Raw genomic sequence first — 19,637 nt, 5'->3', positions numbered from 1 at the left:
GTTCCTCCTGGTGTTCAGCGGCTGACCTCGGCGAGCGCGGGCAGCGTGCCGCCGAAGTACCGCTCGCGGCACCGGGCGCGCTGGACCTTGCCGGACGAGGTGCGCGGGACGGCCCCGCGCGGGGTCACGACGACCCGGTCGGGTGCGTGGCCCAGTTCGGCGCGCAACGCGGCCAGCACCTGCTTGGCGAGGTCGGCGGCGGCCGCCGCGTCGGTGCCCGCCGCGGCCTCGACCGCGACGACCATCCGTTCCTCCTCCGGCAGCGCGAAGGCGGCACACACCCCGCCGGCGCCCTCGGCCTGGCCCGCGACGTACTCGTAGTCCTCGGGGTAGAGGTTGGCGCCGCCGACGATGATCAGGTCCTTGAGCCGCCCGCAGACCACGAGTCCCGCGGGGGTCGTGTAGCCGAGGTCGCCGGTGCGCAGCCAGCCGTCGCGCAGCACCTCGGCGGTGGCCTCGGGATCCCGCCAGTACCCCGTCATGACCGAAGGGCCGCGGACCTGGACCTCGCCGACGTGACGCTCGGGCAGCGGGCGTCCGGCCTCGTCGACGACGGCCAGTTCGACGCCGGGCACCGCCGTGCCCACCACGGCGAGGGTGCGGGTCCCGGGCGCGTCGGGCGGTGCCACAGTGGCGACGCCGCCGTTGGTGAGGCTTTCGCGGTCCACGTGGTCCCACGCCATCGGCTCGGACCGGCTGCCCATCGACACCGACAGCGTCGCCTCGGCCAGGCCGTACATCGGTGTCACCGCTTCGGCGGGCAGGCCGTAGCGCCCGCCCTCCTCGGTGAACGCCGCCACCACGGGTGCGTGCGTCGGCTCGGACCCGTCGCCGCACACGCGCAACGCGGACAGGTCCAGCGGACGCGGGTGCTGCCGCATGCTGCGCGCGGCCAGACCGTAGGCGAAGTTCGGGGTGACGGTGCCGGTGGCGCGGTGCCGCGACAACGCGTCGACCCACGAGTCCGGGGAGGCCAGGAACGCCTCCGGCGACTGCAGGACGAGCTTCGTGCGCGCCGAGATGCTCGCGACGGCCGTCATCAGGCCGAGGTCGTGGTAGAGCGGGGCCCAGCTGGCGTGCACGCTGCGTTCGCCCTCCAGCATCAGCCGCTGGCAGCACACGACGGCGTTGGTGAGCAGCTGCCGGTGGCTGATCGCGACGGCCTTCGCCGGGCCCGTCGTGCCGGAGGTGAACTGCAGGTAGGCGAGGTCGTCGGGCAGCGCGGTGAGCGCGGGCGGGCGGTCGTCCCGCGCCGCCGCGAGCTGTCCGCACGTCAGCACCGGCCGCCGGTCGCCGAGGCGTTTGCCGAGGAACCCGGCGAGGGAGTCGGCGACGACGACGCAGCGCGCGCCCACGTGGTCGAGGCGGCGGCGCACGTCGGTCATGAGCCGTTCCAGGTCGCCGAGCCGGTGCGGTGGCGCGAGGATCACCGGCACCGCGTTCGCCCGCCACACCCCGTACAGGCACAGCAGGAACCGGGCGCCGGTCGTGGACAGCAGCGCGACGCGGTCGCCCGGCTCGACGCCGAGGCGCGCCAGCTCGGTCGCGACGCGGCGGGCCACGGCGGACACCAGCCGGTAGGGCAGCGGCGTCTCGGCGGGACCGCCGTCGAGCAGCGTGATGCCCCTCGGGCTGTCCGCCACGGCCTCGACCGCCTCGCCGACGGTCGAGATGCCGAACTGCTCCTCCGGGGTGGTGTACGCGCTCACCGCTGGTCCGCCAGCTCGCCGGTGAACCGGTCGGCGAGCGCCTTGACCGTCGCCTCCGTGTGCAGGTTCGCGCTGTAGGTCCAGTTGAGCCACAGCTCGCCGCGCACGGTCAGCGCGGTGAGGTGCAACGTGTGCGGCCGGTGGTCCAGACCACTGCGGTGGTGGCCGAAGGAGTCCACCACCGGGTGCGCGTCCTCGGTGAAGTACTCGCTCACCTCGCCCCAGAAGTTGAAACCGACCTCGGGCCGCGGTGCCTTGGCCAGTGCGGTCCGTACCGCCGGGTCGGGGTGCAGGTACCGCAGCACGCCGTACCCGACGCCGTTGTGCGGGATGGCGCCGAGTTGCGCGCGGATCTCCGGCGTGGAGCCGGTGCGCAGCAACGCCGGGGACACGGTGGACAGGCGGCCGACCGTCCTGGTCACGTCCAGCTCGCCGTAGGCCCGTTCGCGGCCGTGTGCCTCCAGCTCCAGCAGCGCCTCGTCCTCGCCGGTCCAGTCGGCGACGGTGCGCACGAGCGCGGCCACGAGCGCGTCGCGGATCCCGGCCGCGCGTGGCAGGGGCAGCGTGACGAAGTGGAACCGCGCCGAGGACTGGAGGTTGCCGCCCAGGCGGTGGTCCACGGGCAGCGGGGCGGGTGTGGTGTCGGCGAACCGCGTCCACAGCGGCAGTTCGGCGGCGACCTCGTCGGTGCGGGCGTAGGCGGTCAGCTCGGCCAGGCACGCCGACAGCGGGGCGGTCGGCGGCGGCAGCCGGGGCGGCTCGCCCGCGACGAGCGCGAAGTACGCCGAGCGCAGGTCCTCGTAGAACACGCGCGAGGAGTAGTAGTCCATCACCAGCCAGTGCGCGCTCACCAGCAGGCGCGGCGGGCGGTCCGGCCCCAGGTTGAAGTAGGTGAGCCGGACGGTGGGCCCCTCGGCGAGGTTGAGGCCGCCGTTGCGCCGGGCGACTTCCGCGCCGATGTGCTCCTCCAGTTCCGCTTCGGGCACGTCGGCCAGTGACACCACCGCGACCGGTTCGGCGGGCGCCGCGGGGACTATCTCGGCGTGCCAGCCGTTGTCGTCCTGGCGGAAGCGGGTGCGCAGGCCGTCGTGGTGCGCGAGCACGGCGGTCAGCGCCCGGGTGAGCGCGCCGGGGTCCAGCGGGCGGTCGAGCACGAAGACCGGCCACATCCCGTTCCAGTGGTCGGGGTGGCGCAGGCCCTGCTCGAAGAACCAGCGCTGGCTCGGGGTCAGCTCGACCGGCCCGGCGTCCTGGCCCGCCGACGACCGCCGTGGCTCCTGGCGTGCCACCGCCGCCTGCCCGGCCACGGTGGGGTGGCGGTAGAACTCACCGATCGTCAGGTGCAGCCCGTGCTCCGCGGCCTTGGCTACGGCACGCACCCCGAGCAGGGAATCCCCGCCCAGCGCGAAGAAGTCGTCGTGCCTGCCGACCTCGGGCACGCCGAGCAGCCCGGCCCAGACGCGGGCGAGCGCGCGTTCAGCCGCGGTCCGCGGTGGCTCGCCGGAGGAAGCCGGTGGCTCGGGCAACGCGGCCCGGTCGATCTTTCCGTTGGCGGTCAACGGCAGCCGGTCGAGCGGGACGACGGCCGAGGGCACCATGTACGCGGGCAGGCGGGCGGCGACGAACTCGCGCACCGCGTCCGGCTCGCTTTCGCCGACGACGTACGCCACCAGCCGTTTGCTGCCCATCTCCGGCCCGAGCGCCCGCACGACGGCAGCGCGGACGCCGGCGCAGCCGCCGAGCACGGACTCGATCTCGCCCAGCTCGATCCGGTGCCCGCCGACCTTGACGCGCGTGTCGTTCCGGCCGAGGAACTCGATCTCCCCATCCGGCAGGTACCGGCCGAGATCCCCGGTGCGGTACAGCCTACCGTCCACTGTGGACACGAAGGTGATGGCGGTCAGCTCGGGCTCGTCCCAGTAGCCCTCGGCGAGCCCCGCGCCGCCGATGTGGATCTCACCCGGGACGAAATCCGGTTTGGGGGCGAGCGTTTCGTCGAGCACGTGGCAGGTCTGGTTGCGCAGTGGCACGCCGTACGGGACGCTCCGCCAGCCCGGGTCCACCTCGCGGATCGGGTGCCAGATCGACCAGATCGCCGCCTCCGTGGCGCCGCCGAGGCTGTACAACGCCGGATCCGCGCTGACCGCACGGATCCGGTCCGGCAGCGACAGCGGGATCCAGTCGCCGCTGAGCAGGACCGCACGCAGTGACGCGGGCAGCGGGTCCGTGCGCTCCGCGTGGTCCACGACCAGTTCCAGCACGGCGGGCACGCTGTTCCACAGGGTCACTTCGTGCTCGCACAGCAGTTCCGCGAGCCGCGCCGGGTTCCGCACGTCGCCCGGCCGCGGCAGGACCACGGCACCACCCGCCCCGAGCACGCCGAAGATGTCGTACACAGACAGGTCGAAGCTGAGCGAGGACACGCCCAGCACCCGGTCACCAGGACCGACGGCCAGCCGCTCGTTGAGGTCCGCCAAGGTGTTCACCGCCGCGCGGTGGCTGATCACGACGCCCTTGGGCCGCCCCGTCGAACCCGAGGTGAAGATGACGTACGCCGGCCCCGCCGGATCGACCTCCGGCCCGGCGAACGGGACGTCCGACTCGGGCCCGGCAACCACCGCGTTGCGGCCCATGGCAGGGACTCCGGGCTGCGTCACGACGGTGCGCACGGAGGCGGCCGCGAGCACCTGCTCGATCCGCTCGGCGGGCAGCCCGGCGTCGACGGGCAGGTACGCGGCCCCGGAGCGCACCACGCCGAGCGCCGCCACCACCTGCTCCCATCCCTTGTGCATCAGGACCGCGACCGGTTCGCCGGGCGTGGTGCCGAGCGCGACGAGCCGTTGCGTGACGTGGCGGGCGCGCCGGTCCAGCTCGCCGAAGCTCAGCGCAAGCCCGTTGGCGAGCACCGCGGGCGCGTCCGGGCGGATCGCCACCTGCCGGTCCAGCGCTGCGTGGATCGGCTCGTGCGGCAGTGGGCCCGCGGTGTCGTTCACCCGCGCCCTGACAGCGAGCTGGCGCGGCGGCACCGCCACGGGCCTCGAACCGTGGGCGTGCGCGGGGTCGGCCGCGATGTGGCGCAGCAGATCGGTGTACGCGGTGAACATGTCGTCGAGCACGCCCGGCGGGAACATCGCCTCCACCGCGTCCCAGCCGACCACGAGGTCGCCGCCCAGCAGCAGCACCTGGTTGTCCAGGAACACCTGCGGCGTCTGGGAAGCGAGGTAACCCAGCTCGTACGTCACGCCTTCCAGCGCGCCGACACCACCCGGTTCCCGCAGCAGGCTCGTGAACACCACGGGCATCCTGGCGGCGCTCACGTCCCGCCCGCGGGCGAGTTCGCGCTGCACGGCGACCCCGCTGAAACGCGCGTGCGCCAGGTCCGCCCGCAGCTGGTTCCCCACGCTTCGCGCGGTGGTGGCGAGATCCGGGGAGCCGGTGAGGTCGCATTCCAGCAGGAGCGTGCCGGTGAAGTCGCCGATCACCCGCTCGACGTCCGGGTGCCCTCCCGGGCGCTGGGCCAGCGTGAGGTTGAGCGTGAACCGCGGCGAGGCGCTCCACGTCCGCAGCACCTCCGCGTAGGCGGCGCACAGCAACGCCGAGGGCGTGACCGCCAGCTTCCGGGCGAGCTCGCGCAACCCCGTCCAGACGTCGCCGGGGAGGCGGGCCTGGCGGCGGGTGAACTCGGGTAGGGTGCCGGGCGGCAGCGGGGTCACCGGCAGTCGCGGCGCGGGAGGCAGGTCCGGAACCCTGGCCAGCCAATACTGTCTGTCCTTTTCGGACGCTTCGCCGATGTCCGCGACGTCGTGGAAGGTCACGGCGGGAGCCGGTTCCGCCGAGGCGGGGTCGAGCACGAGCCGGAGCCATTCCGCGAGCAGCAGCTGCACGCTGGTGGCGTCGGCGACGAGCAGGTCGATGCTCAGGTGCACGCGCAGCCGTCCGCCGGGGAGGTCGTGTGCGCGGACCTCGAAGAGTGGCCACGTCGTGGCGTCGAAAACCTGCGGACCCAGTTCGGCGCGGGTGGCGGCCAGTCGTGCCTGCGCCGTTTCCTCCGGCAGGTCCGTCAGATCGGCGTGCCGGATGCGGTACCGCGGCACGCTGGGCAGCACCTGCTGGCGCCCGTCCGGCCGCACCACCGCGCGCAGCATGTCGTGCCGTGCGATCAGGTCGTTGAGGGTGTCCTCGGCCAGCGCCACGTCCGCGCCGAACAGGTCGACCTCGGCGTAGGCGTGCGCCGACCGGCCACCGAGACCGGGATCCTTGGCGCCGAGCCAATAAGCCCGCTGGATCTCGGTGAGCGGAAAGGGTTCGTGCCGGTTCGCGGCGTCGTGGACCACGGCCCGGCGGGGGACGGGGCTCGCACGCTGTTCGCCGACCAGTCGGGCGAGGTCGCCGAGCGTGCCGTCGCCCAGCAGGGCGTCCAGCGGGAGGTCCACCCCGAACCGATCGTCCACAGTGGATTTGAACCGGAGCGCGTCCAGCGATTCCAGCCACAATGGCGCGCCGGGATCCGGCGGTGGGGCTCCGGTTGTTTCCGTGAATACGGCGCCGAGCCGGTCCGGTAATGAATTCCCGGTTCCACCGGTCGCGAGCCCAGGCGGCATCGTCGTCCCCCTCCAGTGCATCGCGAACCACGTTGGCACACCAGGGAACTTGATCACAAGGCGGCAGACGGAGGTACTGGCGGCCTGTTTTCTTCCTTGTCGGGCCGCGGGGTCCCGTGTAACGTAGGCCGACGTGCCGGCCTGGGCGGCGCTTCCGATTCCGCCGTTGCGGTCGCCGGTATGGGGATTTCTTTTTCTTCGTTCTTCCGGATCGGTAATCCGGACAAATTTCAGGGGGAAGGGAAGGTGTTCGTGCCCGACGAGGTGCGCACGGTCGCCGACGTGCTCGCCCGGCTCGACCGGCCGGAACGCGGCCTGACTTTTCCCGGTGGACGGGCCGTGCCGTTCACGCGCCTGCGGGAGCTCACCGCCGACGCGGCCGCGCGGTGGCCGGGGCTGGGCGCCCGCCGCGGGGACAGGGTCGTGCTCGTCGTCGCCGACGAGTACGAGTTCGCCGTGGCGTTCCTGTCCGCGCTGCGGGCCGGGGTCGTCGCGGTACCGGTGTTCCCGCCGTTCCGCGCCGGGCAGCGCGAGTCCTACCGAGCGCACCTGCACGACGTCGTGGCGCGCACGGGTGCGGTGTGCTGCGTGGTCGGCGAGCCGATCCGGCGGGTGCTCGGCGACGGCCCGCTCGCCGGCCGCCCGGTGCACGGTTTCGCCGGACTGCTCGCCGCCCCGCCGGGGCCCGTGCAGCCGCCCGAGCCGGAAGACCTGGCGGTCCTGCAGTTCTCCAGCGGCAGCACGGGTACGCCGAAGGCGGTGGCGGTGAGCCACCGCGCGCTCCTGGCCACCCTGCTCGCCATCCAGGCCGGGCTGCGCATCGACGGCTCCCGCGACCGCGCGGTGAGCTGGCTGCCGCTCTACCACGACATGGGCCTGGTCGGGTTCCTGCTCACGCCGCTGATCGACCAGCTGCCCACGTGGTACCTCCCGCCGCTGCGGTTCGCGCGCGACCCGGTGTCCTGGCTGCGGTTGATCACCGAAGTGCGTGGCACGCTGGCGTTCGCGCCGAACTTCGCGTACGGCCTGCTCACCCGCCGTGCCAAGGACGCCGACATCGCCGCGCTCGACCTCAGCTCGTGGCGCGTCGCCGGGTGCGGGGCGGAGCCGGTGCGTGCCGCAACCCTGCGTGCCTTCGCCGACCGCTTCGCCCCGGCGGGCTTGCGGCGCAACGCTTTCCTCGCGTCCTACGGCCTCGCCGAAGCCACCCTCGCCGTCACGCTCACCCCGTGCGACGAGGGGCTCACGACGTTCCCCGACGGCGAACTGGTGTCGTGCGGGGTGCCCGTCGAAGGCGCCACCGTCCGCGTTGTGGGGCCGGACGGCCAGGACCTCCCCGACGGCACCGAGGGCGAGATCGTGGTGTCCGGGCCGGGGCTGGCCGACGGCTACTTCGGTGACCCGGCCGCGACCGCCCGCGCGTTCCGCGACGGGCGGCTGCACACCGGGGACCTGGGCCTGCTGCGGGAGAACCGGCTGTACGTGACCGGGCGGATCAAGGACGTCATCGTGATCAACGGCGTGAACTACCACCCGCAGGACATCGAGCTCGCGGCGAGCGAGGTGCCGGGGGTGCGGCCGGGCAACGTCGCGGCGCTCGCCGTGCGCGACGAGCACACCGAGGGCGTGCGGCTTGCCGTCGCGGCCTCGCGGGCCGTGGACCGCGACCGGCTGGCCGAGCAGGTCCGGCGGGCCGTCCGGTCGCGGCTGGGCCTGACCGTGGGGGAGGTGGTCGTCGTGGGCGGTGACCTGCCGAAGACCAGCTCGGGCAAGCTCCGGCGGGCCCACACCGCGGAGCTGCTCGCCAACGGCGGGCTGGTGGCCCGGTGAACGCCGTGTTCCCCACGCTGGTGCCCGACCACCGCTGCGGGTTCTGGACGGACGGGGCGGACGAGCTCGAAACGGCGTTGCGCCGCAGGGCCGACGTGCTGCGGGAGGCCGCGGGCGAGGGCACGCGGCTGCTCGACCTGGCGGCTCTCCCGGACGGGGACGGTGCGTTCGACGCGGTGATCGGTGACCAGTGCCTCGAACACGCCGTCACCCCGGAGCAGCGGTTGCGGGGGCAGCACCTCGGGGTGCTGAGCCGGATCTTCGCCCGCGCCCACGCGCTGACCGTACCCGGCACGCGCATGGCGCTGACCACCCTCACCGCCGGCCGCCTGCCGCGTTCGGCGGCGACCAACCGTGCGCTGGTTGACGTGGTCCGCGAAATCCCCTTGTGGCGCCGCTGTCTTCGCCCGGAGGACGTGGCCAAGGCGTGCGGGCGGTGGTGGGAGGTGCGGGAGGTGGACACCCACCAGCACGACTACGCACGCACCGCGCTGGCGTGGCTCGGCCGCCTGCGTGACCGCGAAGCGCCGCTGCGCGCCGAGTTCGGGGACCAGTGCTACGCGGCCTGCCTCCGCGCGGTCCAGACCTTTGCCGGCGCGATCGAAGACAACCAGTTGAGCCTGGTGCGCCTCACCCTGTGGCGCACCGACCAGTGACGGGAGAGCGGGATGGCACCGGTGGGCGAACAGCGGGTACTGGACGAGATCCGCACCGAGGCGAAGGCGGTGGTGCCGGGGCTGGACGCGAGCGGGCTGTCGGCGGAGACGCACATCGCCGACGCGGGCATCGACAGCGTCCAGATGCTCGAACTGGTGGCGCGCCTGGAGGAACGCTTCGACGTCACCCTGCCCGACTACGAGCTGTCCGGCATCCAGACGATCGGCGACCTGATCCGGCTCGTCGTGCGCGTCCACGCCGAGGCCGGCTGATGTCCACGCAGGCCGACATCGAGGTCAGCTATGACGTCGGCAACGAGTTCTTCGCGCTGTGGCTGGATTCCGAGCGCAACTACTCGTGCGCGCTGTGGGAGGACGGCGACGACCTGGAGACCGCGCAGCTGCGCAAGCTCGCGTACCTGAGCGAGCAGGCCGGCACCGGCCCGGACACGAGGGTGCTCGACATCGGCTGCGGCTGGGGCGCCAACCTCCAGTTCCAGGTGGACCGGCGGGGAGTCCGCCGCGCGCACGGCATCACGCTGAGCCCGGCGCAGCTCGCCGCGACCCGAGACCGCGCGATCCCCGGCGTCACGCTCGGCCTGTGCGACTACCGCGACTTCGCCCCGGCGGAGCCGTTCGACGCCGTGCTGTCGATCGGGATGTTCGAGCACGTCGTCAGCCCGGACGACGTGTGGGCGGGGCGGCACCTCGCCCGGTACGCCGACTTCTTCCGCCGCGTGCACTCCTGGACGCGGCCCGGCGCGGCCTTCGCGCTGCAGACCATCCTGCGTGACCGGATGCCGCGCGGTGGTCCAGACCTCGAAGAACTGCGCTGGGCCACGTCGTCGATCTTCCCGGGTGGCATGGCGCCCCGGCTGGAGGACGTGCTCGCCACGGCCGAGCCGTACTGGGAGGTGGTGCGCGTGCGCACCCGGCGCGAGCACTACCGCCGCACGTGCGAGGAGTGGTTGCGGCGGCTGCGTTTCCGTGCCGACATCGTCCGGGAGCGGTGGGGCGCGGCGGTCCTCGCCGACTACGAGCGGTACCTGTCGCTGTGCGTGCTCGCCTTCGACCGCCGGTACCAGAGCCTGGCCCAGTTCAGCCTCCGCAGGAGGGAGATCCGATGAGCTACCTCAGCGAGGAACAGCTCTACCGCAACTACCTGGAGTTCTTCGAGACCGCCGAGCGCAAGCGGCGGTGGAACGTCTTCGACGACCTGCCGTGGGAACTGGCCGAGCGCACCCGTCACAACGCCGATCTCGCGCTGTGCGCGGAGACGTTCTGCGGGGTCGAGTCCTACATGCCGGACTACGTCGGGGAGGGCCTCAACCTGTTCCGCGACTCGTTCGGCCAGGCGTGGTGGCACGTCAACTGGGGCTACGAGGAGGCGAAGCACGCGCTCGTGCTGCGGGAGTACCTCGTGCGCACCGGGCAGCGGACGTCGCGGCAGATGTTCGAGTTCGAGGCCGATCTGACCAAGCGGCGCTGGAAGCTGCCGTTCCCCACGATCCGGCAGATGATCTGCTACGGCGCGCTGCAGGAGAAGACGACGTGGATGATCTACCGGCGCCAGCTCGCCGCCGCGCAATACCGCTAAGTTTAGGCGAGTTTCCGCAGCTCAGAGGCGTTTGGAGGCGTCGCCCACAGAGCGGTCACACCCCGACAGAACAGTTGCCTCAATTGAAGATTCCCCTCAACCGCAACGGCGACTGTCTTAAGTGGAGAACCGCCTAACCGGCGGGAACGACTGAACAGAGCCTCCGGTAACGCCCTGACCAGGTAAAACGTACTAACTTAGCGGTATTGGCCGCCGCGCGGGAGGCCGGGGACGAGCTGCTCGCGTCGATCTACCGCTTCATCTCCCGTGACGAGGCCGCCCACGGCGGGTTCTACCTCGACGCCATCGGCGCGTGCCTGGCCGAGGACAGGGAGGGCACGGTGGCGGATCTGCACCACGTGTTCTCGAACTTCAACATGCCCGCGTACGACCTGGTGCCCGACTACGAAAGCCGTATCGAGGTGATGCGGGCGGTCGGCATCGACCGCACCGTGTTCCTGCGCGAAGTGTTCCTGCCGGTGTTGTCGCGGCTGAAGGTGAGCAGGCGTGAACTGGCGAAGGCCGCCGCCCGCGAAGCCGAGGCGGGGCTGCGGACCCGGCTGCCCATGGATCGGAAACAGTGAGTCACGAAGGGGAGAATCGCATGTCTGCTTTCCGCAAGGTGCTGATCGCGCTGGTCGCGTTGCTGGTTTCGGCCGGCACAGTCGCCGCCAGCGCCAGTGAAAGCCAGGGAACCGTCACGCCGACGCTGACGAGCCTGGCCGGCACCTGGTACAACGAGCTCGGCTCGGTGATGAACCTGACCGTGTCCGCGGACGGCGCGCTTTCGGGCACGTACGAATCCGCGGTGGGGGACGCCGAGAGCACCTACCCGTTGCGAGGCGGGTACGACATCGCGCCGGTGTCCGGTACCGGCACCGCGCTGGGCTGGACGGTGGCCTGGCACAACAGTTTCCGCAATGCGCACTCCACCACCAGCTGGAGCGGGCAGTACTACGGCGGCACCGGTGAGCGGATCGTCACGCAGTGGCTGCTGACCTCCGGCACCACCCCGGCGGACCAGTGGCAGTCCACTTTGGTCGGTCACGACGAGTTCACCAGGACCGCGCCGACGGCCGCCCAGGTCGAGCAGGCGAAGCAGCGGGGCGAGAGCGCGGGGCTGCCGCGCTGAGGAATTTGGTCTCCTCCGGTTACCGATGCTTTCTTCTGCCATTCTGGGAGGCATGGAATTGCTCACCGAGCTGACGGAAAAGGCCCTGCGCCGCGAACCGCTGACGCGGGAAGAGGCGCTCGCCGTGCTGGCCACTCCCGACGAAGAGGTGCTGGACGTCGTCGCCGCCGGTCACCGCGTTCGCAGGCACTACTTCGGCAACCGGGTCAAGGTCAACTACCTGGTCAACCTCAAGAGCGGGCTGTGCCCCGAGGACTGCACGTATTGTTCCCAGCGGGTGGGATCGGCGGCGGAGATCCTCAAGTACAGCTGGCTCAAGCCGGACGCGGCGGTCGCGGCGGCGTCGGCGGGCATCGAGCGCGGGGCCAAGCGCGTCTGCCTGGTGGGCAGCGGCCGCGGCCCGTCGGACCGGGACGTGCGGCGGGTCGCGGAAACGATTTCCGAGCTCAAGCGGACGTATCCGGACGTCGAGGTGTGCGCGTGTTTCGGCTTGTTGTCCGACGGGCAGGCGGGGCAGCTGAAGGAAGCCGGGGCCGACGCGTACAACCACAACCTCAACACAGCCGATTCGCACTACGCCGACATCTGCTCGACGCACGAGTACGCGGACCGGGTGGACACCGTCCGGCAGGCGAAGCAGGCCGGGCTGTCGCCGTGTTCGGGGCTGATCGCGGGAATGGGGGAGACCGACGAGGAACTGGTCGACGTGTTGTTCGCGTTGCGTGAGCTGGATGTCGACTCCGTGCCGGTGAACTTCCTGATCCCCATCGAGGGCACCCCGCTGGACCAGCGGTGGAGCCTCACGCCGCAGCGTTGTCTGCGGATCCTCGCGATGGTGCGGTTGGTGTTCCCCGATGTGGAGGTGCGGATCGCGGGCGGGCGGGAGATCCACCTGCGTTCGCTGCAGCCGATGGCGCTGTACCTGGCGAACTCGCTGTTCCTGGGTGACTACCTGACCAGCGAGGGGCAGGACGGTGACCTCGACGTGCGGATGATCGAGGACCTGGGGTTCGTCGTCGAGGGCGCGGGGGAGCCGACGCTGCCGGAGCACCGGCGGGACCTCGTGAAGGTGCGCAAGCGGGGTGCGGGCACGGATCTGCCCGCGAACGCGTAGCGGAGGGGTGCCATGCCGGTGCCGGAGGGGGCCGTGGGGATCCTGACGGGGGCCTCACGGGGGATCGGCGTGGTGCTCGCCGAACACCTCGCGCGTGCGGGGGTGCGGCTGGCGCTGGTGGCACGCTCCGAGGACGGCCTGCGGGCCGCCGCGGAGCGCGCTGCCGCGCACGGTCCGCGGCCGCTGGTGGTGCCGGCGGACGTGGCGGAGGAGGAGGACCAGCGGCGGGTGGTGCGGGTGGTGGCCGAGGCGCTGGGGCCGCCGTCGTTGCTGGTGAACAACGCCGGGGTGGAACGCATCGCGCGCTTCCAGGACGTGTCGCTGGACGACATCCGGCGCGTGGCGCTGGTGAACCTGGTGGCGGCGCAGTCGTTGACGCGGCTGGTGCTGCCCCACCTGCTGGCGGCGGGTGAGGGGCACGTCGTGAACGTCGGCTCGGTCGCCGGGCGCACCGCTTATCCTTACGGTGCCCTGAATTCCGCGGCGAAGCACGGTCTGGTGGGTTTCACGTGGTCGCTGCGGGAGGAGCTGAGGGGCACGGGCGTCGGGGTGTCCGCGGTGTACCCAGCGCTGGTGGCGGAGGTGGGGATTTCGTCGCGCTGGCAGGCGAAACGCCCGGTGCTGCTCGGCCGGGTGCCGCCGGAGGCCGTCGCGCGGGCCGTGGTGCGCTGCATCCGGGAGGACCGGGTGGAGATCACGGTCGCCCCGCCGCTGGAGCGCGTGGCGGATGTGGTGAGCGCCGTGTCGCCCCGCCTGGCGTCCTGGGTCGCGCGGCGCGTGGGGGTGGTTCGGTACCTGCGCGAGGTGGCCGAGGAGGGGTGAGCCGTGGCGGGGTGGGCCACGGTTCTCGGCGTTTCGCGTGAGGGTTGTGGCCGCCCACGGCCGCCCTCGCGCGGTGGCCGGGTGCGCCCCTTCGCGAGGGGCACGTCCCGCTGCGCCGGGGGGTTTCCGCCTGGCAGGGCCCGCCGCCGCGGTCCCGCGATGTCCACTCGCCACCGCGCCTGGCTTTTCCGCCCGTCTGCCAGGCCCGCGCCTTCTCAGGGAGGGGCACGTCCCACCGCGCTGAGGATTCCCGCCCGGCCGGGCCCGCCGCCGCGGTCCCGCGACGTCCACCCCCACCGCGCCTGGCGTTCCCGCCCGTCAGCCGGGCCCGCCACCGCCGTCCGCGGCAGCCAAACCCGCCCGCGGCGTTCCCGCCGAGCCGGGCCCCGCCACCGCCATCGCGCGGCGGCCGGGCCCCACTGTCCTCACGCCACAGTCGCGTCGACGGTCACCGGGATGTTGCCGCGGGTGGCGTTCGAGTAGGGGCACATCGCGTGCGCCGCCTCGACCAGCTGGTCCGCCGTCGCCTGGTCGACCCCCGCCAGCTCGACGTGCAGGGCGGCGCTGAGGCTGAACCCGCCCTCGGGCGTGGGGTGCACCTGGACCTCGGCCACCACCGCGGAGTCGCTGACGTCGACCTTCCGCTGCGCCGCCACGGCCTTGACCGCCGAGTGGAAGCAGGAGGCCCAGCCCGCCGCGAACAGCTGCTCGGGGTTGGTGGCGCCGCCGGGGCCGCCCATCTCCTTCGGGATCGCCAGCGTGACGTCGAGCAGGCCGTCGTTCGTGCGGGCGCGGCCTCCCGCCCTGCCGTCGCCGGTCGAGGTCGCGATCCCGGTGTAGAGGCTGTCGGACATGGTTTCTCCTGCTCGCAGAGGTAGACGAACTAGTACGTCTACAAGCTAGCACTGTCGGGCTCCCCTTGGCGAGAGGCGTTAACCTGGGGGAGTTCGCGGCGGAGAGGGGAGTGGTCGATGACCCGGGCGGCACAAGGCACGGCGACGAGCCGGCCACCGGTGCGGGACCGGATCCTGGCCGCGGCGGACGAGCTGTTCTACGCCGAGGGCATCCGCGCGGTGAGCGCCGACCGGATCATCGCGGCGGCCGAGGTCAGCAAGGTGACGTTCTACCGGCACTTCCCCACGAAGGACGACCTGGTGCTGGCGTACCTGGAGGGCCGGTCGGCGGTGGAGCGCGAGGCGCTGGAGCGCCTGCGGAGCCCGGACCCGCGCGCGACGCTGAAAGCCATCGCGCACCTGCTCGCGGACGCGAGCTGCGCGGCCGACTTCCGCGGCTGCCCGTTCATCAACGCGGCCGCCGAGTACGCCGACGCGAGCCACCCGGTGCGCCAGGCCGTCGCCGCGCACCGCGCCTGGTTCGCCGGGGTGCTGGCAGGCCTGCTGACCGAATTGGACATCGCCGACCCGGCCGAAGCGGTCGACCAGCTGATGATGCTGCGTGACGGCGCGATGGTCGGCGCGTACCTCGGTGCGGGCCCCGGCGCCCGCGCGGAGTCGCTCGTCGCGGCCGGCCGTGCGGTGGTCGCCGCGGCGCGGGGTTGAGCACCCGAGAAAGCGCTTTCGGCGTCCGCCCCTCCCCGGCGTGAGTGCCCAGAAGACGGGGCGGTAGGGTCCATCTCCCTGCTGAACCAGACGTCCACGCCCCTCCATCGAGGGTGCCCTTCGCAGCGATTTCCGCACCGGTTATGCTCGCGACCCCCACCGGCGAGAACTGAACAAGGACAACCTCATGGAAACCGAGAGCGATCAGCAGGCTTCTTCCGCGGACGTGCTGAGCAGTGCGGCCCATGCCGTCCGCTTGGCCACGATGAAGACGATGGACGAGAAGGTTCGCTACGCCTGTGAAGCACTGGAACAGCCGTCCACCTCGGACGTCATCGCGTTCCTCATGACCTACGGCGTGGTGACCAACCCCAAGCGCGAACGTTCCTCGGTGTCCGCGCAGGTGGACAAGTGGCGCAAGGAGCGCGGGCTCGGCGACACCGGTGACCTGCCGCGACTGTCCGAAAAGATGCTGGCCGAATTGGACGGCGCCCGCGCCGCCGGCAAGAACGACACGGCCACGGAGACCAAGACCGAGCCGGCGACCAAGCCCGAGCCGGAAGCCAAGCCCGAGCCCGTCACCGCCGAGGTCGTCCAGCCGGCGCCGGAGCCCGCTCCCGCCCCGGAACCGGCCCCGCAGCCGGTGCAGGTCACGGAGGTTGCCGCGTCGACGAAGCGCAAGGCGCCGGAGGGGTCGCGCGGCTTCTACCTCGTGGCGTTCATGTCGCTGCTGGTCTCGGTCGACACCTCGTGGCGGTTCTTCGGCGACAAGCTCGGCATCACCAACGTCTACGAGCGCGGCGCGATGTTCGCCGTGGTCGAGGTCGCGCTGATCGCCTGCGGGTTCGCGATGCGGGCCGGTATCCGGAGTTCGAGCGGCAAGCCCGGCCCCGCCCGCCTGATCCTGTGGGCGCTGTGCGCCGCGTCCGGGTACATGGCGTTCGACCTGGCCGGCCCGGTCTCGGGTCTGGCGCGTGTCACGCTCGGGCCGGTGCTCGGTGTCGTGATGCTGCACCTGGCGCTCGGGATCGAGCTGCGGCACAGCCGCACCCGGCCGTCCACGTGGTCGCGGGTCAGCCGTGAGCTGAAGGAGCGCTTCCTGTCGCGCCTCGGCCTGGGCGACGACGAGCGCGACGCGCTGGCCCGCACCCGCGACCGCGCTGCTCGCCGTGCCGCCCACCTCGCGCGCGCGTCCTGGTTCACCCCGTTCCGCAAGACCCGCCTCGACCGGGCCCTCCGCTCGGCGAACGTCGCGCACGACGAGCGCATGCGCGGCCGCCTCATGGCGGAGCTCGCGGCGGTCCAGCACGCCGACGAACTCCGTCGGCTCGACCTGGCCTCGCCGTGGTCGGACTCGCTGAGCAACGCGCTGAAGTACCTGAAGCGCTGAGGTTTTTGACGAAGGGGCTGTGTGTCACAAGCGTGGCACACAGCCCCTTTTCGTGGAGTCGCGTTGAAGATGCGAGCCCAGAAGCCGCTTACTCCGTAGCGTCGAATAGAGCGACAGAGCGATCCGTGTGGGGGCGCCTAGATTTATGCGGCCGTCAGAAGCGGAAACGCTCATCCCATGTGATTGAGGTCCGTTTCCCTGATCCCCAGTTCTCCCGGTTAAGCGATGGTGGTTTCGTCGGCACGAGCGTGAGTATGACCTTTGAGGCCGGAGGTGCCAGCTGAAAATTGGGTACCTTCAGGGAAGGGGCGATCTTGAAAATGTGCAGCTACTTCGGGGTTCGCATTTGGAACTGCTGCTTCTCCCAAGCGCGGCTCAAGCTGTTCTCATTCTATCCCTGTCACGATAGCCCTCGTAGGGGACGGAGACCTCATTCGCCTACAACGTGGCGTCCCAAGCAAATTGGCTCAGTCAGATCTAACCGGCTCCTCAATTCCTCAAGGCATTCATAGCTGGCGCACCGTTCGGCACAAAGTCTAACGCCAGCTCGACCTGCACGGCGACGGCCGAGCTGGCGAGACGGGGTCGTATGACCGCCGCCTCCGCCGACTCTAGCCTCGCCGCTCAGGTCACCGGAGCAGCGTCAGCTGCCGCCGTGATCACCATATCCGACGGTGCGAACACGGCGGCCGACGAGGGAAGACCGGTACCCGGAAAACTCCTGGTCACCGCCGGGCGGCGATCGCGTACCGCCAGAGGTTGAACGAGCTGGGGACGATCAGGTCCCCGTCCACACCCGGTTTGAAGACCATGAGCCGCGCTGCCGTCGACAGGGGAATCATGCTCGGCTCGTCGATGAAGAGGAGTTTGAGCAGGTTGTTGTAGATGGAGGCGCGAGCCTCGGGATCGGTCGTCGACCGGCCCTGCGTGATCAGCTGGTCCGCCTGCGGGTTGCTGTAGCCCCAGAAGTTGTTTGTGCCTTTGGAGGAGAAGAGCTGGTCCAAGACGTACGAGGGTTCGGGACTGAAGAACCACTGGCTGGCGACCGCGTCGAAGTCCTTCCTGGACCGTCGGCTCACATAGGTGGGGACGTCGATCCTCAGGATGTTCGCGGTCACGCCGATCTCCGCCCAGTTGCTGCGGAGCACTGTCGCGATCGCCTCCATCGTGGCGTCAGTGGCCAGGAGCTCGATGGTGAGGTCCTTCCCGTTCGCCTGCTGCATCAGTGCCTTGGCCTGCGCGGTATCGCGGGGGTAGTCGAGGTTCTTCGGGTAGCGCGGGTGAGTCGGCGCGTACGGTGCGGTGCATATCGGTTGGTTCAGGCTCCCGCCGGAAACCCGCGCGACCGCGGTGCGATCGATGCTGAGCGCGAGTGCCCGCCGAATTCGGGGGTCGCTGAGTTTCGGCCTCGTTGTGTTCAGGCCAACAAAGTTCCAGCCAGCCGAGTAGGAGACGCCGGCGAGCCGCTTCGAGTCGATCAGCTGCTGGAACATCGGCACCTGCGCGGTCGGCACGACGTCGAGTACATCGGTCTGGTCGGCGCGTATCGCCTGCGACGCCGCCTCTGAATCGGTCCGCAATGTCAGCCGCAACCGGTCGAGCCGGGGCAAATCCTTGTTCCAGTAGTCGGTGAAAGCGCTGTAGTCGATGTACGAGTCCTTGACCCACTGTTCGAACCTGTAGGGGCCGCAACCAATTGGGTTGGTGGCGAGTTGCGCGAAGGCCTCGCTCGGAACGATGCACAACCCGACGAGGTTGTACCGGAAGCCCGCGTTTGGTTCTGGGAGGACGACCTCGACGGTCTTCTGATTGAGTGCGCGGAACTGCACGTCGCGGAAAGCGCCGGCCCGGTTCGACGCCAGGGCTGGGCTGCGGAGGTAGTCAACCGTAGCCACTACGTCCTCGGCCGTCACCTGCCTGCCGTTGTGGAAACGTGCCTCGTGCAGTGTGTAGCGGTAGGTCGTCGGGTTGACGAATTCCAGCTTCTGGGCCAGAGATGGAACGAGGTTGCCGTTGGTGTCGAATCGTTCGAGAAAGTCGTGACAGGGATCGGCGTACCACTGGGTGTTGCTCGTCGTAGTCGAGAGGATGTTCAGCGTGGCGGAGGCGAAGGTCAGGGTGATGTCCAGGTTGCCCCCTCGTGGGAGATTCTTGACGACGTCGCTGTAAATGGTGCCTTCGACGCTTTGACCTGGCTGGAGCGCGCTCGCGACGGCCCCCGCACCGGATGCGGCGGGATTCCCGGCAGTACCACTGGGACTGTTCCCGCAAGAGCTGAGCGTCATCCCGAGCGCTCCCATGCCCAGGGTGGCGCCAGCCAGCCCCGAGGCCCGCAGCATGTCACGGCGGCTCAGTGGGGAATTGAACGGCATATTGGCTCCTAGTAGCAGATGTTGCAGAGAGTGATTGGGCTGTTCGGCAGGGTTTGGGCAACAAAGAAGGCACAGTGGGTACGCGCGACGGATCGCGCCTCCACGTGGCTGGCCTGAGGTGTGTCCGCGCCTCGGTCAAGCTGTTTCGTCACATGAAACAGCTTGTCCAACTCTCTGTCAACGCGGGAGATCGTGGACCGACGAAAGGATGCTCATCCGAGATTTGACGTCGTGCAGGGACGCAGGCCTGAGGCCCCCTGACCGCTCCGCCAGTGTCGCTCAGAGATGTCAGGGGCGTGCCCTGGTAAAGCTTGTCAGCCGTGAGTTGACTCGGTTGCCGCGGACTGACTTGAGAGGGTGGAAGGGGCCGCAAATGGAGCCGCTAGTCCAAGTTGTCGCCTACCGAGCCGCACGGCCGTGGAGACGGACCGTCCGAGCGGACCAGGCTCGGCCGCCTCTCTCGGCGTCGTTCTGTGTCTGCCTGGAACGGCGTTCTCGTAGTGATCTGCTGCTCGAGTCGGTACCATCAGGCTCGGGCCGCTGCTCAACCGGACGGTAGCCGAGCGCGCTTTCCGCTGCGCCTGTTTGCGCAGGTCTTTGGTGGGTCTCACGGCCGCTCGATCCAGCCTGACGATCGCCGTGGGTGCTAGCACCGTTCTGCTTCGGGCAGCATCGCCCGTCAATCCCTGGTGAACGGTCGATCTCGATCTCGGCAAGAACACCGTAGTGGTTACTGACCGGCGGTTCCGGTCAGAACGACCTAGGTCATGTCTGACAATGTTGTGGTCCAGGTGATGACGGCGTGCAGGAGGATGGCTGCTCGGTAGACGGTGGCGAGTTTGTCGTATCGGGTGG

The 19,637-nt window shown here is 70.7% G+C and carries 15 protein-coding genes; 11 read left to right on the top strand and 4 right to left on the bottom strand.

Annotation, left to right across the window (positions count from 1 at the left end):
* Window positions 1-14: 14 nt before the first annotated feature.
* Both BMZ92_RS23075 and BMZ92_RS23070 read right to left on the bottom strand, forming a co-directional pair.
* The gene (locus BMZ92_RS23075) at window positions 15-1,709 is read right to left on the bottom strand and encodes an AMP-binding protein (RefSeq protein ID WP_177228831.1); all 1,695 of its coding nucleotides are present in this window, start codon (window positions 1,707-1,709) and stop codon (window positions 15-17) included.
* Complete coding sequence (locus tag BMZ92_RS23070; protein ID WP_342743517.1) at window positions 1,706-6,310, bottom strand: amino acid adenylation domain-containing protein; 4,605 nt, start codon at window positions 6,308-6,310, stop codon at window positions 1,706-1,708. Before BMZ92_RS23070 ends, BMZ92_RS23075 begins: the two co-directional genes overlap by 4 nt.
* A 246-nt stretch (window positions 6,311-6,556) precedes the next feature.
* Here BMZ92_RS23070 and BMZ92_RS23065 point away from each other — a divergent pair, with 246 nt between their 5' ends.
* From BMZ92_RS23065 to BMZ92_RS23025, 9 genes are all read left to right on the top strand, one after another.
* Window positions 6,557-8,140, top strand: coding sequence for an AMP-binding protein (locus BMZ92_RS23065; protein ID WP_177228830.1), 1,584 nt, complete (start codon window positions 6,557-6,559; stop codon window positions 8,138-8,140).
* Window positions 8,137-8,796, top strand: coding sequence for a hypothetical protein (locus tag BMZ92_RS23060; protein ID WP_091511245.1), 660 nt, complete (start codon window positions 8,137-8,139; stop codon window positions 8,794-8,796). Before BMZ92_RS23065 ends, BMZ92_RS23060 begins: the two co-directional genes overlap by 4 nt.
* 12 nt (window positions 8,797-8,808) lie before the next feature.
* Window positions 8,809-9,069: an acyl carrier protein gene (locus BMZ92_RS23055; protein ID WP_091511243.1), complete on the top strand. Its 261-nt coding sequence runs from the start codon at window positions 8,809-8,811 to the stop codon at window positions 9,067-9,069.
* Window positions 9,069-9,923, top strand: coding sequence for an SAM-dependent methyltransferase (locus tag BMZ92_RS23050; RefSeq protein ID WP_218153534.1), 855 nt, complete (start codon window positions 9,069-9,071; stop codon window positions 9,921-9,923). Before BMZ92_RS23055 ends, BMZ92_RS23050 begins: the two co-directional genes overlap by 1 nt.
* Window positions 9,920-10,393 carry a ferritin family protein gene (locus BMZ92_RS23045; protein ID WP_091511241.1) on the top strand — a complete coding sequence of 158 codons (474 nt, stop codon included), beginning with the start codon at window positions 9,920-9,922 and terminating at the stop codon, window positions 10,391-10,393. The genes BMZ92_RS23050 and BMZ92_RS23045 overlap by 4 nt, the downstream gene beginning before the upstream one ends.
* A 206-nt stretch (window positions 10,394-10,599) precedes the next feature.
* On the top strand, window positions 10,600-10,977 hold the full coding sequence (locus BMZ92_RS23040; protein WP_091511238.1) for an acyl-ACP desaturase: 378 nt from the start codon (window positions 10,600-10,602) through the stop codon (window positions 10,975-10,977).
* Window positions 10,978-10,997: 20 nt separating this feature from the next.
* A complete protein-coding gene (locus BMZ92_RS23035; protein ID WP_091511235.1) occupies window positions 10,998-11,525 on the top strand; it encodes an avidin/streptavidin family protein in 528 nt (175 codons plus the stop codon).
* 52 nt (window positions 11,526-11,577) lie between these two features.
* On the top strand, window positions 11,578-12,639 hold the full coding sequence (bioB, locus tag BMZ92_RS23030) for a biotin synthase BioB (protein ID WP_091511233.1): 1,062 nt from the start codon (window positions 11,578-11,580) through the stop codon (window positions 12,637-12,639).
* A gap of 12 nt (window positions 12,640-12,651) precedes the next feature.
* Entirely contained in the window at window positions 12,652-13,461 is an 810-nt protein-coding gene (locus BMZ92_RS23025) for an SDR family NAD(P)-dependent oxidoreductase (RefSeq protein WP_091511230.1), read from the top strand.
* Window positions 13,462-13,886: 425 nt separating this feature from the next.
* Here the strand turns inward: BMZ92_RS23025 and BMZ92_RS23020 are convergent, their stop codons facing one another.
* Complete coding sequence (locus tag BMZ92_RS23020) at window positions 13,887-14,315, bottom strand: organic hydroperoxide resistance protein (RefSeq protein ID WP_091511227.1); 429 nt, start codon at window positions 14,313-14,315, stop codon at window positions 13,887-13,889.
* A gap of 117 nt (window positions 14,316-14,432) precedes the next feature.
* Between BMZ92_RS23020 and BMZ92_RS23015 the strand changes: the two genes are divergently transcribed.
* Together BMZ92_RS23015 and BMZ92_RS23010 are read left to right on the top strand one after the other, a co-directional pair.
* Window positions 14,433-15,020, top strand: coding sequence for a TetR/AcrR family transcriptional regulator (locus tag BMZ92_RS23015; RefSeq protein WP_091511226.1), 588 nt, complete (start codon window positions 14,433-14,435; stop codon window positions 15,018-15,020).
* 187 nt (window positions 15,021-15,207) lie between these two features.
* The gene (locus BMZ92_RS23010; protein ID WP_091511223.1) at window positions 15,208-16,410 is read left to right on the top strand and encodes a hypothetical protein; all 1,203 of its coding nucleotides are present in this window, start codon (window positions 15,208-15,210) and stop codon (window positions 16,408-16,410) included.
* Window positions 16,411-17,135: 725 nt separating this feature from the next.
* Here the strand turns inward: BMZ92_RS23010 and BMZ92_RS23005 are convergent.
* Window positions 17,136-18,782 (bottom strand): ABC transporter substrate-binding protein, encoded by a 1,647-nt coding sequence (locus BMZ92_RS23005; RefSeq protein WP_091511221.1) that lies wholly within the window; start codon window positions 18,780-18,782, stop codon window positions 17,136-17,138.
* Window positions 18,783-19,637: the final 855 nt, after the last annotated feature.

This window comes from Amycolatopsis sacchari (assembly GCF_900114035.1).
Taxonomy (GTDB): Bacteria; Actinomycetota; Actinomycetes; order Mycobacteriales; family Pseudonocardiaceae; genus Amycolatopsis_E; species Amycolatopsis_E sacchari.
This window is presented reverse-complemented; position numbering and strand designations above follow the sequence as displayed.

Coding starts and splice junctions, on each gene's coding strand:
- BMZ92_RS23020 (WP_091511227.1), bottom strand. CDS start 14,315: ATGTCCGACAGCCTCTACACCGGGATCGCGACCTCGACCGGCGACGGC.
- BMZ92_RS23005 (WP_091511221.1), bottom strand. CDS start 18,782: ATGCCGTTCAATTCCCCACTGAGCCGCCGTGACATGCTGCGGGCCTCG.
- BMZ92_RS23035 (WP_091511235.1), top strand. CDS start 10,998: ATGTCTGCTTTCCGCAAGGTGCTGATCGCGCTGGTCGCGTTGCTGGTT.
- BMZ92_RS23015 (WP_091511226.1), top strand. CDS start 14,433: ATGACCCGGGCGGCACAAGGCACGGCGACGAGCCGGCCACCGGTGCGG.
- BMZ92_RS23010 (WP_091511223.1), top strand. CDS start 15,208: ATGGAAACCGAGAGCGATCAGCAGGCTTCTTCCGCGGACGTGCTGAGC.
- BMZ92_RS23055 (WP_091511243.1), top strand. CDS start 8,809: ATGGCACCGGTGGGCGAACAGCGGGTACTGGACGAGATCCGCACCGAG.
- BMZ92_RS23050 (WP_218153534.1), top strand. CDS start 9,069: ATGTCCACGCAGGCCGACATCGAGGTCAGCTATGACGTCGGCAACGAG.
- BMZ92_RS23045 (WP_091511241.1), top strand. CDS start 9,920: ATGAGCTACCTCAGCGAGGAACAGCTCTACCGCAACTACCTGGAGTTC.
- bioB (WP_091511233.1), top strand. CDS start 11,578: ATGGAATTGCTCACCGAGCTGACGGAAAAGGCCCTGCGCCGCGAACCG.
- BMZ92_RS23025 (WP_091511230.1), top strand. CDS start 12,652: ATGCCGGTGCCGGAGGGGGCCGTGGGGATCCTGACGGGGGCCTCACGG.
- BMZ92_RS23070 (WP_342743517.1), bottom strand. CDS start 6,310: ATGCCGCCTGGGCTCGCGACCGGTGGAACCGGGAATTCATTACCGGAC.